This window comes from Acidobacteriota bacterium (assembly GCA_016716715.1).
Taxonomy (GTDB): Bacteria; Acidobacteriota; Thermoanaerobaculia; order UBA5066; family UBA5066; genus Fen-183.
Genome location: JADJVE010000001.1, coordinates 514,215 through 531,645, shown reverse-complemented (window position 1 = coordinate 531,645; position 17,431 = coordinate 514,215). Strand labels below are relative to the sequence as shown.

Annotated in this window: 15 protein-coding genes; 1 reads left to right on the top strand and 14 read right to left on the bottom strand. The window is 72.0% G+C overall.

The window, feature by feature from the left end:
- Positions 1-4: 4 nt before the first annotated feature.
- From ftsA to IPL89_02255, 12 genes are read right to left on the bottom strand one after another with little or no spacing between them, the layout of a single operon-like run.
- Positions 5-1,252, bottom strand: a complete 1,248-nt coding sequence (ftsA, locus tag IPL89_02310; GenBank protein MBK9062024.1) for a cell division protein FtsA — start codon at positions 1,250-1,252, stop codon at positions 5-7.
- A gap of 10 nt (positions 1,253-1,262) precedes the next feature.
- Entirely contained in the window at positions 1,263-2,036 is a 774-nt protein-coding gene (locus IPL89_02305; protein MBK9062023.1) for a hypothetical protein, read from the bottom strand.
- 32 nt (positions 2,037-2,068) lie between these two features.
- Complete coding sequence (locus tag IPL89_02300; protein MBK9062022.1) at positions 2,069-3,448, bottom strand: UDP-N-acetylmuramate--L-alanine ligase; 1,380 nt, start codon at positions 3,446-3,448, stop codon at positions 2,069-2,071.
- Positions 3,445-4,563, bottom strand: a complete 1,119-nt coding sequence (gene murG, locus IPL89_02295) for an undecaprenyldiphospho-muramoylpentapeptide beta-N-acetylglucosaminyltransferase (protein MBK9062021.1) — start codon at positions 4,561-4,563, stop codon at positions 3,445-3,447. The genes IPL89_02300 and murG overlap by 4 nt, the downstream gene beginning before the upstream one ends.
- On the bottom strand, positions 4,560-5,663 hold the full coding sequence (gene ftsW / locus IPL89_02290) for a putative lipid II flippase FtsW (GenBank protein ID MBK9062020.1): 1,104 nt from the start codon (positions 5,661-5,663) through the stop codon (positions 4,560-4,562). The genes murG and ftsW overlap by 4 nt, the downstream gene beginning before the upstream one ends.
- Positions 5,664-7,070 carry a UDP-N-acetylmuramoyl-L-alanine--D-glutamate ligase gene (gene murD / locus IPL89_02285; protein MBK9062019.1) on the bottom strand — a complete coding sequence of 469 codons (1,407 nt, stop codon included), beginning with the start codon at positions 7,068-7,070 and terminating at the stop codon, positions 5,664-5,666.
- On the bottom strand, positions 7,067-8,152 hold the full coding sequence (locus IPL89_02280; GenBank protein ID MBK9062018.1) for a phospho-N-acetylmuramoyl-pentapeptide-transferase: 1,086 nt from the start codon (positions 8,150-8,152) through the stop codon (positions 7,067-7,069). The genes murD and IPL89_02280 overlap by 4 nt, the downstream gene beginning before the upstream one ends.
- Positions 8,149-9,729: a UDP-N-acetylmuramoyl-L-alanyl-D-glutamate--2,6-diaminopimelate ligase gene (locus tag IPL89_02275; protein MBK9062017.1), complete on the bottom strand. Its 1,581-nt coding sequence runs from the start codon at positions 9,727-9,729 to the stop codon at positions 8,149-8,151. Before IPL89_02275 ends, IPL89_02280 begins: the two co-directional genes overlap by 4 nt.
- Entirely contained in the window at positions 9,726-11,732 is a 2,007-nt protein-coding gene (locus tag IPL89_02270) for a transpeptidase family protein (GenBank protein ID MBK9062016.1), read from the bottom strand. The genes IPL89_02275 and IPL89_02270 overlap by 4 nt, the downstream gene beginning before the upstream one ends.
- Before the next feature lie 53 nt (positions 11,733-11,785).
- Positions 11,786-12,178 carry a cell division protein FtsL gene (locus IPL89_02265; GenBank protein MBK9062015.1) on the bottom strand — a complete coding sequence of 131 codons (393 nt, stop codon included), beginning with the start codon at positions 12,176-12,178 and terminating at the stop codon, positions 11,786-11,788.
- Between the two features lie 9 nt (positions 12,179-12,187).
- Positions 12,188-13,156 (bottom strand): 16S rRNA (cytosine(1402)-N(4))-methyltransferase RsmH, encoded by a 969-nt coding sequence (gene rsmH / locus IPL89_02260; protein ID MBK9062014.1) that lies wholly within the window; start codon positions 13,154-13,156, stop codon positions 12,188-12,190.
- 9 nt (positions 13,157-13,165) lie between these two features.
- Positions 13,166-13,612: a division/cell wall cluster transcriptional repressor MraZ gene (locus IPL89_02255; protein ID MBK9062013.1), complete on the bottom strand. Its 447-nt coding sequence runs from the start codon at positions 13,610-13,612 to the stop codon at positions 13,166-13,168.
- Between the two features lie 189 nt (positions 13,613-13,801).
- On the opposite strand from IPL89_02255, the gene IPL89_02250 reads away from it, so the two are divergent.
- Positions 13,802-14,959, top strand: coding sequence for an HRDC domain-containing protein (locus IPL89_02250; GenBank protein MBK9062012.1), 1,158 nt, complete (start codon positions 13,802-13,804; stop codon positions 14,957-14,959).
- Positions 14,960-14,983: 24 nt separating this feature from the next.
- Here IPL89_02250 and IPL89_02245 read toward each other — a convergent pair whose 3' ends face one another.
- Both IPL89_02245 and IPL89_02240 read right to left on the bottom strand, forming a co-directional pair.
- Positions 14,984-16,654, bottom strand: coding sequence for a peptidylprolyl isomerase (locus IPL89_02245; protein ID MBK9062011.1), 1,671 nt, complete (start codon positions 16,652-16,654; stop codon positions 14,984-14,986).
- A gap of 30 nt (positions 16,655-16,684) precedes the next feature.
- Positions 16,685-17,419, bottom strand: a complete 735-nt coding sequence (locus IPL89_02240; GenBank protein ID MBK9062010.1) for a peptidyl-prolyl cis-trans isomerase — start codon at positions 17,417-17,419, stop codon at positions 16,685-16,687.
- Between the last annotated feature and the right edge of the window lie 12 nt (positions 17,420-17,431).

Sequence of the window (17,431 nt, the reverse complement as noted above, 5' to 3'; positions counted from 1 at the left end):
GATATCACAGAGCGGTGGATGAGGGGAACAGGTTTCGGAAGCTGCCTTTGATCTTGTCGAGGAATCCGGGCGACGCGCCGCGGTTGCGCCGCCGGGCCGTGGCCGCGGCGCCGCGCCCGTAGAGCAGGAGCCCCGCGGCGCAGGCCCACTCGGGCGACGCGACGATGTCCGTCAGGCCGCCGAGCCCGCGCGGGACGCCCCGGCGGACCGCGATCCCGAGAACCTGCTCGGCGACCTCGAGGAGGCCGTCGAGCTCCGAGCCGCCGCCGGTCAGGACGAGCCCGGCGCGCAGCTCGCCGGCGGGCACCTCGCGGACGGACTCCTCCCACAGGAGCGTGAGGAGCTCCTCGGCGCGCGGCTGCAGGATCTCGGCGATCTCGCGGCGCTTGACCGGGTGGACGCCCCGGCCGCCCGTGAGCGGCACGTCGATCGAGTCGGATTCGTTCACGAGCGCCGCAAGGGCGGCGCCGTGCTTCCTCTTGAGGCGCTCGGCGTCGGGCACGGGCGTCTTGAGGACGACCGCGAGGTCGTTCGTGAAGTGGTCTCCCCCGACGGGCAGGACGGACGTGTGCGCGAGAGTCCCGTGGCGCCAGACGGCGATCTCCGTCGTGCCGCCGCCGATGTCGGCGAGGACGACGCCGAGCTCGCGCTCGTCGGCCGTGAGGACGGCCTCGCTTGCCGCGAGAGGCTCGAGGACCATCTCGATGACCTCGACGCCCGCGCGGTTGACGCAGTTCAGGAGATTCTGCGTCGTGGCGACGGGGACCGTCACGACGTGGACGTCGGCCTCCAGCCGGCTCCCGACCATGCCGAGCGGGTCGGCCACGCCGTCCTGGCCGTCGACGACGAACTCGCGCGGGAGGACGTGGAGGATCTCGAACTCCGAGGGAATCGGCACGGACCGGGCCGCGTCGAGCGAGCGCTGGATGTCCTCGCGCGAGATCTCGCGGTTCTTGGCGGCGACCGCGACGACCTGCCGGCTGTTGAACGACTTGACCTGCGGGCCCGCGACGCCCACGACGGCGCGCTCGATCTGCGCGCCCGCCATGATCTCGGCCTCCTCCGTCGCGCGCTTGATCGCGTCCACGGTGGCCGGCACGTCGATGATCGCGCCCTTGCGCGCGCCCTTGTGGGCGGCGGTGCCCTTCCCGATGATGTCGATCTTTCCGGCCGCATCCGACTCGGCGATGAGGGCGCACACCTTCGTCGATCCGATGTCGAGGCTGACGAGGTACGGCGTGGTCTTTGGCATCCGTAAACCCTTAGGTCTTTCCGCGTCCGGTGTCGCCGGGCGCCTTCAGGACGATGCGGCCCGCGAAGCGCAGGTCCGCGTCGGAAGTCGGGAATGCGTTGCGCTCGAGCTCCGGGAGGAGCGCGAGGTACGCCCGCCAGATGGAAGCCGCGCGCCCCGGCGTCGCCGCGTCGGGCCCGAAGAGGAGCCGGCACGATGCGACGCGGTCCGTGACGGCGAAGCCCTCCGGGACGACGGCGACCTCGGACGCGCGGCCGAGGAGGTCGGGGTCCTCTGTCCGGAGGAGGTCGAGGAATTCGGCGCCCCGCGTGCGAGCCGTCTCGTCGCCCGCGCCCGAAAGCACGACGAAGTCGTCCTCGCGGCCGAGGGCGCGCCCGCCGTAGGGCCCGATGAAGCTGCCCGTGCGGTCCACCGTCCAGAGCTCGCCGCCCTTGTCTTCCCGGACGGCGATGGCGACGGGGGGCCGCGCGACGACGACGACCGCGATCGTGCCCGGCACGACGCGCCTCGCGGAGGCGGACGCCACCCACGAGCGCTTCGAGAGCTCCGCGACGGGGGCCTGGAGGTCGACGAACAGCGCCGGGCGGCCGATCCAGCCGTCCGTGAGCTCCTCGGCCTCGGCGCGCCGCGCTTCGGGCACGCCCTCGAGGACGACGCGCGTCACCGCGAAGCGCGGATGCGTGCGGAGCACCACCAAGCCCGAGAGCCCGAGCGCAGCGAGGAAAAGGACCGTGAGCGCCGGGGCGATGAGACGCCTCCCCGACCTGCGCCGGGTGGGGCGCACGGTGCGGGACGAAGGCGGCCGGTAGAACGAGCTCAGCTTTGTTCCTCTTTCACTCGAAGAAAGTCTTCTCCGAAATGCAACACGTCGCCGGCGCCCATCGTGATGAGGAGGTCTCCCTCCTTCATCTCTTCCTCCAGCGCCTTCGCGATGTCCTTGCGGTCCGCGATGAAGCGTGCGGCGCGGTGGCCGCGCGCCGTCGCCGCGTCGGCGACGAGCGCGCCCGTGACGCCCTCGCGCGGGGCTTCCCGCGAGCCGTAGACCGGCGTCACGAGGAGGACGTCCGCGTTCAGGAACGCGGCGCCGAACAGGTGCGCCATGTCCTTCGTCCGCGAGTACAGGTGCGGCTGGAAGAGCGCGACGATCCGCCGGTCGGGATAGGACTGTCGGGCCGCAGCGAGCGTGGCCGCGACCTCGGTCGGGTGGTGCGCGTAGTCGTCGATCACGATCACGCCCGCGTGCTCGCCCTTCTTCTCGAAGCGCCGGATGACGCCCTTGAATTCGGCGAGAGCGCGCGCGGCCGTCGCGAACGGGATCGAGAGCTCCCGCGCGATGGCGAGGGACCCGAGCGCGTTCTTGATGTTGTGGAGGCCGGCGATCTGGAGCGACACTTTTCCCGTGAACTCGCGGTCCGCGAACGCGACGAAGCGCGAGCCCGTGCGCTCGAGGACGACGTCGCGCGCCGTGAGGTCCGCCTGGGGCGTCAGCCCGTAGGTCACGACGCGGCGCGAGACGAGCGGGCGGATCTCCTGCACGTGCGGGTCGTCCAGGCCGAGGATCGCGGCCCCGAAGAACGGGACGTTCCGCGCGAAGCGCGCGAACGTCTCCTGCAGGTCCTGCATGTCGCGGTACGTGTCGAGGTGCTCGAGGTCGATGTTGTTGATGAGGGCGAGCATCGGCGAGAGCGCGAGGAACGAGCGGTCGAATTCGTCCGCTTCGGCCACGAGGTACTCGCCGCGCCCGAGGCGCGCCGTCCCGACCTCGCGCATCCGCCCGCCGACGATGATCGTCGGGTCGAGCCCGGCCTCCATGAGGATCGCGCCCGTCATCGAGGTCGTCGTCGTCTTGCCGTGCGTTCCCGCGATCGCGATCCCGCGCTTGACGCGCATGACCTCCGCGAGCATCTCGGCGCGCTTGATGACGGGGATGCCCATGCTGCGCGCGGTCGCGACCTCGGGGTTCGAGTCGTGGACGGCGCTCGAGTAGACGACGACGTCCGCGCCCTGCACGTTCTCCGCGTGGTGCCCGAGGAAGACCGGGATGCCGAGCGTGCGCAGCCGGAGCACCTGCTCGCCCTCGGAGAGGTCCGAGCCCGTCACCTCGAGGCCCACGCTCTTGAGAAGCTCGGCGAGGCCCGACATGCCGATGCCGCCGATCCCGACGAAATGGAGACGTTTGACCCTGAGGAAATTCATCGCTGACTCGCTTCCGCTTCGAACACGATTTCGCACAGCCGCGCCGCGGCGTCCGGCTTCGCGGCCCTGCGCGCGGCTTCCCCCATCGCGAGGAGCCGCGCGGGATCCCCGAGAAGCGCCGCCACGGCGTCGCCCACGCTCTGCTCCGTCGCCTGCGCCTCCGTGAGAACGACGGCCGCGCCCTGCGCCTCGAGAGCGCGCGCGTTCGCCTCCTGGTGGCCGTGCGTCGCGCCCGCGAACGGCACGAGGACGGCCGGGCGGCCGGCGGCCGCGATCTCGGCGACCGTCATCGCGCCGGCGCGGGCCACGATCAGATCCGCGTCCGCGTACGCCTTCGCCATGTCATCCACGAATTCGACGGGCGAAACGGCCGAGACGGAGAACGCGTGCCTGCCGTACGCGGCGGCGACGTCCGCCGCGCGGCCTTTTCCGGTCTGGTGAATCGCCGCGAACCGCACGCCGGCTCCGTCCACGCGCGCGAGCGCGCCCGGGACGAGGCGGTTCAGGATCGCGGCCCCCTGGCTGCCCCCCACCACGAGCAGACGCATCCGGCGCGGCGTCTCGCGCGCCCCGAGAGAGGGAGCCTCGAAGAATTCCCCTCTCACCGGATTCCCAACCGCCACGCCGCCCAGGCGCGCGGCGCCGGCGTCCGTGCCGGCCGTGATGCGCGTCGCGATGCGCGAGAGAAGCCGGTTCGTCAGTCCGGGCACCGCGTTCTGCTCGTGGATGACGGTCGGGATGCGCCGCGCCCACGCGGTCGCGACGAGCGGTCCCGAGGCGTAGCCGCCGACGCCGACCACGGTCCGCGGCGCGTGGCGCCCGAGGATGCCGATCGAGTCGGCGAGCGCGAGCGGGAGCGCAAGGAGGCCCTCGAGCCGCGCCCTCGCGCCCTTGCCGACGAGGCCCTTCGCGCGGACGAACTCGAGCGGCCAGCCCGCGCGCGGGACGAGGTCCGTCTCGAGGCCGCGGCGCGTGCCGACGAATACGATCGGCGCGTCGGGCCGCCGCCGCCGGATCTCGCCCGCGAGGGCGAGCGCGGGAAACACGTGCCCGCCCGTGCCGCCGCCCGCGATCAGGAAGCCGCCCGTGGCCGGGGAGTGCGCGGCGTTCGTCATGACGCGTGCTGCGAGAGGTTGAGGAGGATCCCGACGGCGAGGAGGTCGGCCCAGAGCGCCGACCCGCCGTACGAGAGGAACGGCAGCGGGATTCCCTTGGTGGGCAGGAGGGAGAGGACGACGGAGATGTTGATGAGCGCCTGCGCGACGATCATCACCGAGAGGCCGATGCCGAGAAGGCGTCCGAACGAGTCGGGCGCGTTCACCGCGGCGCGCACGCCGCGCGCGAAGACGAGGCCGAAGAGCGCGAGCACGGCGACGCACCCGATGAGGCCGAGCTCCTCGCCGACGATCGCGAAGATGAAGTCCGTGTAGGGGTACGGCAGGAAGAACAGCTTCTGCTTGCCCTCGCCGAGGCCGAGGCCCGTGACGCCGCCCGTCCCGACCGCGATGAGGGACTGGATCGCGTGGAAGCCCTTGCCGAGCGGGTCCAGCTCCGGGTGCAGGAAGGCGGTGAGTCGGTCGCGGCGGTACTGCGCGGAGAGGACCCACGCCGAGAGCGTCGGGACGAGGAGGAGCGCCGAGCCGAAGAACCACCGGAACGGGAGGCCCGCGAAGAACAGCATCGCGCCCGCGACGATGAAGTACGTGAACGCGGTTCCGAAGTCCGGCTCGAGAAGGACGAGGCCCGCCGGGGCGACGACGAGACCGAGCACGGGCAGCAGGGTCCGCGTCGGCAGGTGCATCTCGCCCTCGCGACGCGAGAGGAGGGCCGCGAGCGCGATCACGAGGCCGACCTTCATGAACTCCGACGGCTGCACCGACATGAAGCCGAGCGCGAGCCAGCGGCGCGCGCCGTTCACCGGCGCGCGGAACAGCACCGCCACGAGGGCGACCGCGAGGACCGCGAGGAGGACGGCGATGAGACGCGGGTCGTTGAGGCGACGGTAGTCGATGGACATCGCCGCGAACGCGAGAACCGCTCCGACCGCGACGGCGACCGTCTGCTTGAGGACGAAGAAATACGGGCCCGCCGGGGCGGACGCCGACGCGAGGGTGGCCTGCAGCGACGACGCGCTGTAGATCATGAGAAGGCCCGTCCCCACGAGCAGGAGGACCGACCCGAAGAGGAGGCGGTCGGAGGCCAGCTTCTTGGCCATCTACCGCTCCCTCCCCGCGAGCTCGGGCAGCGCGCGGACGAGCTCCTCGAACACGTCGCCGCGGTGCTCGAAGTTCCGGAACTGGTCGAAGGACGCGCACGCGGGCGAGAGGAGCACGGCGTCCCCGGCGCCGGCGCGGCGCGCGGCCTCCTCGACGGCCTTCTCGAGCGTGCCGGCGAGGACGACGTCGACGCCCGGCACCGCCGCGAGCGCCTTGGCGACCGCGGGGCCGGCCTTGCCGATCGCGAGGATCGTCCGCGCTTTCTTCGCCGCGAGAGGCGCGAGCCGGCCGAAGTCGTCGCCCTTGTCCTTGCCACCCAGGATGAGGTGCACGCGCGCGTCGTCGAAGCCCTCGAGGCTCTTGAGCGTCGCGTCGACGTTCGTGCCCTTCGAGTCGTTCCACCACGTGACGCCGCCGAGCGTCCGCACGAGAGCCGTGCGGTGCGGAAGGCCGCGGAAGCCGCGGAACGTCTCGACGGCCGACTCGGGCGTGACGCCGAGCGGCAGCGTCGCCGCAAGCGCCGCGAGGGCGTTCTCGACGTTGTGCGCGCCCGGAAGGGCGAGGTCCGAGCGCTTCGCGATCACGCGCGGCCCCTTGCCGTTGACGTCCCCGACGAAGAGGTCGTCCTTGAGCCACGCCCCGAGCGCCGGCTGCGCGGCCCGCGAGAACTCGAAGCGCCGGGCCCGCGGCCGGATCCGCGCGACGAGCGGATCGTCGGCGTTCAGGACGGCGACCTGCGCCTCGCGCTGGTTCTCGAAGATCCGCGCCTTCGCGGCGCCGTAGTCGTCCATCGAACGGTACCGGTCGAGGTGGTCCGGCGTGAGGTTCAGGTGGACGGCCACGTCGGGCGCGAAGCGCCGGATGCCCTCCAGCTGGAAGGACGACAGCTCGACGACCCACGTCTTCGGGGCCGACCCGTTGCCGTTCGCGCCCGCCTTCGTCGCGAACGAGATCCAGGGTGTCCCGTAGTTTCCACACGCGATCGCCGCGTGGCCCGCGGCCCTCAGGAGAGCCGCCGTGAGCGCGGTCGTCGTGGACTTGCCGTTCGTGCCCGTGATCCCGACGACGACCCCCGGAAGGAGGCGCGAGGCGAGCTCGACCTCGGAGACGACGGGAATCGCCCGTGCGCGCGCGGCGTCGAAGACCGGCAGCGTGAGCGGGATCCCGGGCGAGACCACGACGAGGTCGACGCCGTCGAGGAGCGAGAGGGGGTGAGAGCCGAGCTCCCAGCGCACGCCGTCGAGCGCGGGAAGGTCGCCCAGCCCGGCCGCGTCCTTCGTGTCCGTGCCGATGACGGCGACGCCGCGCTCGGCGAGCGCCGTGACCGCGGCCCGGCCGGAGCGCGCGAGGCCGAAGACGGCCGCGGTGCGGATCTCGGGCAGGTCGGGACCGACGTCGACGCTCATCGCAGCTTCAGCGATCCGAGCGCGACGAGCGCGAAGAGGATCGCGACGATCCAGAAACGGATGATGACCTTCGACTCCGCCCAGCCGAGCAGCTCGAAGTGGTGGTGGAGCGGCGCCATCCGGAAGATGCGCTTGCCCGTGAGCTTGAAGGAGCCCACCTGCAGGATGACGGACACCGCCTCGACGACGAAGAGCCCGCCGACGAGGACGAGCAGGACCTCCTGCTTGATGAGGACGGCGACGGTCCCGAGCGCGGCGCCGAGGGCGAGCGAGCCCGTGTCGCCCATGAAGACCTCGGCGGGGTGCGCGTTGAACCAGAGAAAGCCCAGCGAGGCGCCGACGATCGCGGCGCAGAAGACCGCGAGCTCGCCCGTGCCGGGCACGTACGGGACGAGGAGGTACGTCGCGGCGCGCGCGTTGCCCGCGATGTACGCGAGGATCGCGAACGTCCCGGAAGCGACCAGGGTCGCGCCGATCGCGAGGCCGTCGAGGCCGTCCGTGAGGTTCACGGCGTTCGAGGACCCGACGACGACGACGGCGGCGAAGAGCACGTAGAAAGCGCCGAGGTCCGGGTGGACGTTCTTGAGGAACGGGAACGCCACGTGCGTCGCGTCGACGCGGCCTTCGAAGGCATTCACGGCCGCCCAGCCGACCGCGAGGCCGATCACGGCCTGCAGGACGAGTTTCTGGCGCCCCGTGAGGCCGCGGTTCTGCTTGCGCGACACCTTGCGCCAGTCGTCTCCGACGCCGATCGCCATCGCGAGAACGGTCGCGCCGAGCGCGACCCAGACGTAGCGGTTCGTCAGGTCCGCGAAGAGAAACGTCGGGACGACGATCGCGAGGACGATGAGGACGCCGCCCATCGTCGGCGTGCCCGCCTTGGCCTGATGAGCCTTCGGGCCCTCCTCGCGGATGGACTGGCCGATCTGCCGCGAGCGCAGCCACCGGATGAGACCGGGGCCGAGGAACACGGAGAGGAGAAGCGCCATGAGCGCCGCGTTCGCCGCGCGGAACGTGATGTACCGGAAGACGCCGAGAACCGGCACCTTTCCGAAGAACGGGTGGAGCAGCCACGGGATCATCGGCCCGCCTCCCCCGCCAGCAGCGTGCGCAGCGCGGCGCGGTCGTCGAACGGGTGAGCGACTCCTCCGATGACCTGCTCGGTCTCGTGGCCCTTGCCCGCGACGAGGACGACGTCGCCCGGTCGCGCGCGACGGAGGGCCTCGGCGATCGCGGCCCGGCGGTCGGCGACGGCCGCAACGTCGGTGCCGGCCGGGATGCCGCCCAGGATTTCCGCGATGATCGTGTCGGGGTTCTCCGATCGCGGGTTGTCCGACGTGACGACGACGTCGTCGGCGAGCTGGGCGGCGATGCGGCCCATGACGGGCCGCTTGGCCTTGTCGCGGTCGCCGCCGCAGCCGAAGACGACGTGGACGCGCCCGCCGCCGGCCGCGGCGAGCGGGCGGACGGTCTTCAGCACGCCCTCGAGGGCGGCCGGCTTGTGCGCGTAGTCGACGAGAACGGTCAGCTCGCGCGAGTTTTCGATGCGCTCGAGACGGCCGGGGACGACGGAGACCGACGAGAGCGAGGACGCGATCTCCGCGGGCGTGAAGCCCAGCGCGATCCCCGCCGCCGCCGCGGCGAGGAGGTTCTCGGCATTCGGTCTTCCGAGAAGAGGGGAATTGATGCTGAAGAGAAGATTTTCCTTGAAGGTGAATGGGGCATTCACCTCGACGTCGAGGTGCGTCCCGGTCAACCCGAGCGTCGGGCGCCCGACAACCGTCGCGAGGAGACCGGTCTCGCCCGCCGCCGCGGCAGCCAGCGCGACCGCACCCGCGAGCGCCGCCGGCCGCGTCTGCTCCGTCCCCTCTTCACCTTCTAAGAGAAATCCGACGGTTCGATTCGCAACAAGCCGACTCGCGAGCCGTCTTCCATATTGGTCTCCGAGATTCACGACGGCGCATCCTTCGGGCTTCAGGAGCCCGAAGAGCCGCGCCTTCGCCTCGAAGTAGTCGTCCATGTTCGCGTGGAAGTCGAGGTGTTCGTGCGAGAGGTTCAGGAAGAGCGCGACGTCGAACGCACAGCCGGCGAGGCGCTCGAGGACGAGGGCGTGCGACGAGCATTCCAGCGTCGCGGCCGTGCCGCCGCCCGCCACGAGCGCGCCGAGCATGGGCTGGAGCTCCGTGGCCTCCGGCGTCGTGTGCGCCGACGGGACCGCCGCCGCGTCGCCGCCGGCGCCGCGGTACGCGATCGTCCCGAAGAGGCCGCGCCGCGCGTGGCGCGCCCCGAGGAGGCGGTCCACGAGAAACGCCGTCGTCGTCTTCCCGCTCGTGCCGGTGACGCCCGCCGTCACGAGACGCGCCGCCGGCCGGCCCGCGAGGAGCGCGGCCATGAGGCCCGCCGCCCGCCGCGGGTTCTCGACGGCGAGATACGGCACGGCGAGGCTCTCCGGCGCGGGCGCGAGTCCGAGCGCCGCAACGGCGCCGCGCGCGACGGCGTCGGCGACGAACCGGCGGCCGTCCACCTTCAGGCCCGGGAACGCGGCGAAGAGCGTCCCCGGCTGCGCGGCGCGCGAGTCGTGCGTGATGGACGTGACGTCCGGGTCCCCGGCGCCCCCGGCCGTGTGCGGGACCTCGGCGGCGAGCGCGGAGAGCCTCACGGCATCCCTCCCTCGGCCGCCCGGCTCCCGGCCGGCGCGAGGACGAGCGCGCACGTCGTGCCGCGGGAGATCGGGGCGCCCGCCGGAGGGTCCTGCGAGACGACGAAGCCCGAGCCCTGGAGCCGCGCCGCGACGCCGCGCAGGGCGAGCGCACGCACCGCGTCGCGTGCGCTCTTGCCCGAGAGATCCGGCACGGCGTCCTCGTCAATGTCGTGCCCGCTGCGGTTCGCGGCGGGGACGACGCCCGCGGCCGCGAGCTGCGCGCCCATGGAGGCGTTCGCGGCGCCGGCCGAGAGATCCGCGGTGAGGATGGGCGAGCGAGCGCCGTCCGGACGCTGCGGCGCCACCCTGAGGACGCGCATGACCTCGGCGCCGATCTGCGAGAAGACGGGCGCCGCGACGTCGCCGCCGTACGTCTTCCCGCGCGGCTCGTCCACGACGACCGCGATGACGACGCGCGGCGCGTCCGCCGGCACGAAGCCGATGAACGACGCGACGTACTTTTCCTTCGAGTAGCCCGCGCCGGGGATCGCCTTCTGGGCGGTTCCCGTCTTGCCGGCGGCGGCGTAACCTGGAATGGCGGCTGCTTTTCCCGTTCCCATCTCGACGACCCTCGCGAGGAGCCGTCGCATCTGGCGTGCCGTGGCCTCGCTGAGAATGCGGGGCGGCTCGGGGCGCGGAATGCTCCGGAACTCCGCGGATCCGCTCCGTTTCACGCCGTCGACGACGTGCAGCGTCGGCAGGACGCCGCCGTTCGCGATCGCGGCGTACGCGCGGGACATCTGGAGGACGGTGACGCCGATCTCCTGCCCGAACGCCATCGTCGGAAGGGAGAGCGCGCTCCACTGCGCCGTCTCCTTGAGGAGGCCCGCCGTTTCGCCCTCGAGCTCGATGCCCGTCTTCTGGCCGAACCCGAAGCTGCGCATCGCCTTGTAGAACGGCCCGCGCCCGAGGCCGAGCGCCACGTGCGCGATCCCGATGTTCGAGGAGTGCGCGAGGATGTCGCCGATCGTGAGCGCGCTCCAGCCCTTGCCGCCGTGCTCGTGAATGGTCGTCGAGCCGATCGTGAGCGTCCCGCCGCCGCAGTCGACCGGGTCGTCGAGGCCGATGGTCCCGCCGTCGAGCGCCGCGCCCGCCGCGACGATCTTGAACGTCGACCCGGGCTCGTACGCGTCCGTGAGCGGGCGGCACTTGCGCGCCTCGGCGTCGGAGTCCCCGAACCGGTTCGGGTCGAACGGCGGCCACGACGCGAGCGCGAGAACGGCGCCCGTCGCGGGGTCGAGGACGATCGCGGAGGCGCTCTTCGGATGGAGCTCGGCCGCGACGCGCGCGAGCTCGCGCTCGGCTGCGTGCTGGATCGCGGAGCGCAGCGTGAGGCGGAGGGACGCTCCCTCGATGCCTTCGGCGGGAGCCTCGCCGCCGGCGCGCGTGCGCGCCGCATAGGAACGCCGCGCCGCGTCCTTCAGGAGCGTCACCGTGACGGGCCGGCCGCGCACCTCCGAGTCGTACCGGAACTCGAGGCCGCCGAGGCCGTGGTCCTCCGTCCCGACGTAGCCGAGGACGGCCGCGGCGAGCGGCCCCTCGGGGTAACGGCGCACCGACTCGGGGACGAGCGAGACGCCCGGCAGCCGCTTTTCGGCCACGAGCTTGCGCACGCGGTCCGCGTCGACGTTCGACGCGCGCCGCCAGACCCACACGAACTCCTTGTCCGAGGCGAGCTTCCTCTCGAGGTCCTTCGCCAGCGGCGGCGTCAGCTTGAAGATCGAGGCGAGGAGCGCGGCCTCGGCCACCGGGTCCTCGACGTCCGACGGGGTCGCGAAGACCGAGTCCGCGCGGGCGTTCACGGCGAGGGGCTTGCCGTCCGCGTCCTCGATCGTGCCGCGGCGCGGCGCGAGCTCGGTGACGCGCTCCTGCTGCTTCTTCGCCCGGCGGGCGAACTCGTGCTGGCGCACGACCTGCAGGTCCACGAGGCGCACGAGGAGTCCGAGGATCCACAGCCCCACGAATCCGAGGAGGACCCAGGCGCGGCGCGAGGGATCGTGGCGGCGCGGGGCGTTCAGGGCGCCTCCCGGCGCGCGGCGGGCGGCCGCGCGGGCGGAGGCGCCGGAGCGAGCGCCGCGTCCTTCACGAGCACGACCTGGTCGAGCGTCGGGGGCACGAGTCCGAGCGTCCGCCTGGAGACGTCCTCGACCCGCGAGAGCGCGGCCGCCTGGGCGCGGTCCATCTCGAGCTTGCGCTTCGTCTCGAGAAGCGCCTCCCGTCTCTTGGCGACCTTGGCGATCTGGTAGCCGAGCTCGACCGTCTTGACGTTCGCCCAGATCGCGACGAACAGCACGATGACGGGCGGCACGGCGGCGAGCGCGAATCCGAAGAGCTCGCGCGACCGGTGGCGGTCGCGCTCCCGGACCAGGTAGACGTTTTCGACGGGGCGACGGACCGCGTAGGCCATGGGAAATCCCTAACGCGGCGGCGTCAGAGGACCGGTCTCCTCGGCGACGCGCTCGAGGACGCGGAGGCGCGCCGAGCGGGCGCGCGGGTTCTCACCGAGCTCGGCGAGCGTGGGGCGGATGGCCTTCTTCGTGACGAGCGCCATCACGCGGCGGCGCGAACAGACGCACACGGGGAACGACGGCGGGCACGTGCAGCCGGCCGTGTGGCGCTGGAAGGCGTGCTTGACGATGCGGTCCTCGAGCGAGTGGTACGACAGGACCGAGAGCCGCGCGCCGAGCGCGAGGCGCGCGATCGCGTCGTCGAGGAAGCGCTCGAGCTCGACGAGCTCGCGGTTCGTGGCGATGCGGAGGGCCTGGAAGACGCGCGTCGCGGGGTCCTTGTGCTTTTCCCGGCGCGGGCCGAGCGCCCGGAGGACGAGGCCCCGCATCTCGCCGGTGGTCCGGATGGGAGCCTTCTCCCGCGCTTCCACGACCCGTCGCGCGATCGGTCCGGCCATGCGCTCTTCCCCCCATTCGCGGAAAATCCGCGTCAGTTCGTCTTTCGAGGCGGTCGCGACGAGGTCCGCGGCCGTCGGGCCGTCCGGTCCCATTCGCATGTCGAGCGGTCCGTCCTTCATGAACGAGAACCCCCGCTCGGCGCGGTCGATCTGCATCGACGACACGCCGAGGTCCGCGAGGACGCCGGCCACCCGGTCGATCCCGAGCGCGTCGAGATGCGCGGCGACGTCCTCGTGCCGGCCCTGGACGGTGACGAGGCGGTCCCCGAAGCGCGCGAGGCGCTCTTTCGCGATGGCGAGCGCCTCGGGATCGCGGTCGATCCCCACGATCCGCACGAGGGGCGACGCCTCGAGCAGGCCCTCCGCGTGTCCGCCCAGGCCGAGTGTCGCGTCGACGAACACGCCGCCGCCCTCCGGCCGGAGAGCGTCGACGACCTCACGGAGGAGGACGGGGACGTGACCCGCGCGTTCTCCTTCCATGTCGGACCGTCAGACGAGATGGCGTGCGAGTTCGTCGTAGTCCTCATCAGTGATCGTGGCCGTCTTGAGCGTCTTGAGATGGCGGGCGCGGTCGACGAGGCGGAGATGGTCGGTCTGCCCCAGGACGAGCGCGTCGCCCGAGAGGCCCGATACCTCGCGCAGGAGCGACGGCACGAGGAGGCGGCCCTGCGTGTCCATCCTCACCGTCTGTCCGAACGTGTTGAAGCGTTCCTGGAATTTCGCCTTCGCGCGGTGGATCGCCGGCATCGCGGCCAGCTTTTCCTCGAGCGCATTCCAGACCGGCATCGGGAAGATCAGGACGTCGGCGCCCGAGATCGACGTCAGGAAGAACTCCGGGCCGAACGTGTCCTCGACCGGCTCGCGGAAGACGGCCGGGACCTTGAAGCGGCCCTTCTCGTCCACGGTCGTCTCGGCGCTGCCCCGGAGGCGGTCCATAATCCCTCTCGTGAAAAGCGACGGCGGAGGCGGTGGCAGGCCCCAAGGGCCCACCATTCACCACCACTGACCACTTTTTTCCACCAGCGAGTATCCGGCGGTCCCGCCGGGGGCGTCAAGGGAAATCCCGTCGCCCAAGCAGGTTGCGTCCCGGCGTTCGACCGCACGGCGGTGGTACCCTCGCCGCCCGTGACGGCGCCGACCCCCGATCCCCTCCCGCCTCCCGCTCCCGCGCCGCTCTTCGTCGCGTCCGAGGCGCCTCTCGCCGGGCTCCTCGCCCGCCTCGACGCGGCTCCCGGCGCGCCCGTCGCGCTCGATACGGAGGCCGATTCCTTCCACCACTACTACGAGAAGGTGTGCCTCGTGCAGGTCGGCCTCGGCGTGGACGCGTTCCTCGCGGACCCGCTCGCCGGCGTCGACCTCGCGCCGCTCTTCGCGCGGCTCGCGGCGCGCCCGCTCCTCCTGCACGGGGCCGACTACGACCTCCGCCTCCTCTTCCGCGGCTACGGCTTCCGCGCGTCGTCGCTGTTCGACACGATGATCGCGGCGCAGCTCGTCGGCGAGAAGGAGATCGGCCTCGCCGCGCTCCTCGCCGCGCGCGTCGGTGTCTCGCTCGACAAGGCGCACCAGCGCGCGGACTGGAGCGAGCGGCCGCTCTCGCCGTCGATGGCCGCGTACGCGGCGGCCGACGTCGTCCACCTGCCCGCGCTCGTCGCCTCGCTCACGGCCGACCTCGAGGCGAAGGGCCGCCTCGCGTGGCACGCGGAGGAGTGCAAGCGCCTCGCCGAGACCGCGTTCCCCGAAGGGCGCGCCGCCGACACGGAGAACGACTGGCGGATCAAGGGCTCGAACGGCGTGTCGGACAAGGAGCGCGCCTTCGTACGCGCGTTCTGGGAGGTCCGCGAGGCGCGCGCCCGCGCCCTCGACCGGCCGCCCTTCCGCGTCCTCACGAACGAGAGGCTCCTCGCGGCCGCTGCGCTCGCGGCCAAGGGCGAGCGCGATCTCGCGCGGCTCTTCCCCGGGCAACGTCCCCTCCCCGGACCGTTCGCCGGGGCGTTGAAGGGCGCGATCGAGGCCGCCGCCGCCGTGGCTCCCGCCGACTGGCCGAAACCCCGGCGCGGCGAGCGGGCCGAGACCGACCCCGCGCTCGAGCGGGAGGTGGACGCTCTCAAGAAGGCCCGCGACGCGAAGGCCGTGGCGCTCGGCCTCGACCCCGGCGTCCTCGGGTCGCGCGCGGCGCTCACCGCGGCGGCGCGTGTCAAGCGCGCGCACGGGCGGCTCACGCCGGAGCTTCTCCAGGCGGAAGCCGGCCTCTCGCGCTGGCGCTCCGAGATCCTCGCGGGCTGACCGGGCGCCGGGAGCGCCCGGGGCTCAGAACCTCACGATGAGGCCGCCGTAGGCGTCGCCCTGGTTCAGGTAGTTCGTGCCGTACCAGGCGTAGCAGCCGTAGATGGGATCGCAGTACCCGCCGCCGCTGGCGGACGAGTTGATGTAGACGGGCATCCACCGCGCTCCGGCGCGCAGCCCGAAGTGGTCGGCGAAGTAGTACTTGATGCCGCCGCCGACGCTCGCCGAGAACCGCCAGATCGTGTTGAACTCGGGCGACGGCGTGAGCACCGTGGCGCCGAAGAGAATGTCGAAGTAGAGGCGGGCCTTGTTGCTCGCGTCGCCCGACATCCACATGCCGCCGATCTGGAACGTGTCGACGTTCAGGTGGGAGAGCTTGTCGTCGTACCCGACGGTGCCCGCGGCGAACTGCGCCGTGAGCGTCGTGTTCTGGTGGCTCCAGAGCGCCTCGAGAGAGCCCCACGGCGTGATCACGTACTCGAACGTCAGGCCCCAGCTCAGCGAGTTCGGGACGCCGATCTTCTCGATGTAGGACGTCACGGACTCCGACGTCGTGCCGCCCCAGCGCCAGCCGACCGTCGGCGTGATCTCGATGACGGGGTCGTGCGACGCCTTCGTGACCGGGCCCGTGCCGACGCCGGCCACGCCGGCGGCCTGGTCGAAGATGGTGGGGCCGGCGGCCTGCGAGAAGCCCGGGGGCGGAGGTGGAGGCGTGAAGTAAGCCTGCGCCTCGGGGTTCACGCGAATGACGGCGTCCCGCTTGAGCTTGTCGAGGTACTCCGCGAGCTTTTTCTGGAACTGGGTGTCCTGCTCGCGCTTGAGGAGGTCGGCTTTCACCTCGCCGAACGCCTTGTACGACACGGGCGCCTTCTCGATGACCTTCACGAGATGCCAGCCGAACTTCGTCTGGATCGGGTCGGACACGGCGCCGACGGGGAGCGAGAAGACGGCCTTGTCGATGTCGGCCGCGAGCTCGCCCTTCGCGACGACTCCCAGGTCGCCGCCCTTGCTCTTCGTGCCGCCGTCGGAAAATTCCTTCACGACGGCCTCGAACTTCGCGCCGCCCTTCAGCAGGTCCGACGCCTCCTTGGCCCGGCGGGCCGCGGCCGCGGGGTCGTCGCCCTTCGAGATCAGGATCTCGGCGAGGTGCGCCTTCTCCGGAACCCGCCACGTCTCCTTCTCGCGCTCGTAGATGAGCCGAAGCGCGTCGTCCGAGAGGTCGACCTTCGCCTGCACCTCGCGCCCGACGACGCGCTGGAGCGTCTGCGAGCGGCGGAGCTGGTCGCGCAGGCGGTCGATCGTCAGGCCCGACGCCGCGAGGCTCTTGGTGAACTCCTCGTCGGTCTTGACGTTGTTCTGCTCCTTGAGCCGCTTGATCTGATCCTCGATCTCCTGGTCCGTCGTGATGAGGTCGAGCTCCTTGGCCCGGTCCTCGAGGAGCGCCTCGTTGACGAGCTCCTCCATGACGCTCTTCTTGAGGGTCTCGCGCTGCGCCGGGGTCGGGGGGGCGGCGCTCTCGCGGATGCTCTGGTCCATCCGGGCGTCGAACTGGCTCTGCGTGATGATCCGCGAGTTCACGTGGATGAGGATCCGGTTCACGACCTCGCTGGCGGAGAGGGGAAATGCCTGCGCAAGGGCGGCAAGCGCGAGGGCCGCCGCGCCGAGCGGTCTGAAAAAGGGCCGATTTGACGTCACAGGGCCGGAGTCTAGCGAAATCCGGGCCGCCTACCGGGCCGCGGCCGCTTTCGGGTTCGTCCCGACGTACGGGAACGGCAGGTGGTCCTCGAGGACGGTCACCGGAAACGCCTTGCGGGCCTCGGCGATCGCGTCCTCGACGGCCTTCGCGCTGAGCTCCTCCGCGAGCGAGATGCGGAGGCCCGGGCGGGCTTCCTCGAACGTGATGTCCCGGGCGTCGAGGCGCTCCTCCACGCGGAAAATGTGGAAGCCGTGCGGCGCCGCGAGGATGCCCGTCGTGCCGCCCGAGGGCAGCCCCCAGATCGCCTTTTCGAACTCCTGCGGCAGGTCGGACCGGCCGAGGAGGCCGAGGGCGCCTCCGGACGCCGCGTTCGGCGCCGCGCTCGAGCCGCGCGAGACGTCCATCCACGCCGCGCCGTCCTTGAGCTTCTTCAGCGCCGCGTCCGCGGCCTCGCGCGTCGGAAAGAAGAGCTGCGAGACCCGCACGAGCGCGGGACGCCTGTAACGGTCCGGGTGCTCGCCGTAGTCCTTGCGGAGCTCCGCGTCGCCGAGCGCGTCGAGCCCGGCCCGGCGCGCGAGGTACGCGCGGCGCCGCTCCGTCGGCGTCGCACCCGTCACGGGAGGCCGCGCGGAGGCGACGGCGCGCTCGAGAAGGATCTCGTCGAGGTACTGGTCGAGGAGGCTCGAGAGGACGCGCGGCGAGACGTTCTTCGGATCCTCGCCGGCCGCGTTGCGCGCCGACGTGAAGAACTCGTCGAGGGACACGTGGCGGTCCCC

Bases quoted from the DNA above. Each gene is read 5' to 3' on its own strand.
- IPL89_02300 (MBK9062022.1), bottom strand. From the start codon at position 3,448: ATGAATTTCCTCAGGGTCAAACGTCTCCATTTCGTCGGGATCGGCGGC.
- IPL89_02265 (MBK9062015.1), bottom strand. From the start codon at position 12,178: ATGGCCTACGCGGTCCGTCGCCCCGTCGAAAACGTCTACCTGGTCCGG.
- rsmH (MBK9062014.1), bottom strand. From the start codon at position 13,156: ATGGAAGGAGAACGCGCGGGTCACGTCCCCGTCCTCCTCCGTGAGGTC.
- ftsA (MBK9062024.1), bottom strand. From the start codon at position 1,252: ATGCCAAAGACCACGCCGTACCTCGTCAGCCTCGACATCGGATCGACG.
- murD (MBK9062019.1), bottom strand. From the start codon at position 7,070: ATGAGCGTCGACGTCGGTCCCGACCTGCCCGAGATCCGCACCGCGGCC.
- IPL89_02280 (MBK9062018.1), bottom strand. From the start codon at position 8,152: ATGATCCCGTGGCTGCTCCACCCGTTCTTCGGAAAGGTGCCGGTTCTC.
- ftsW (MBK9062020.1), bottom strand. From the start codon at position 5,663: ATGGCCAAGAAGCTGGCCTCCGACCGCCTCCTCTTCGGGTCGGTCCTC.
- murG (MBK9062021.1), bottom strand. From the start codon at position 4,563: ATGACGAACGCCGCGCACTCCCCGGCCACGGGCGGCTTCCTGATCGCG.
- IPL89_02255 (MBK9062013.1), bottom strand. From the start codon at position 13,612: ATGGACCGCCTCCGGGGCAGCGCCGAGACGACCGTGGACGAGAAGGGC.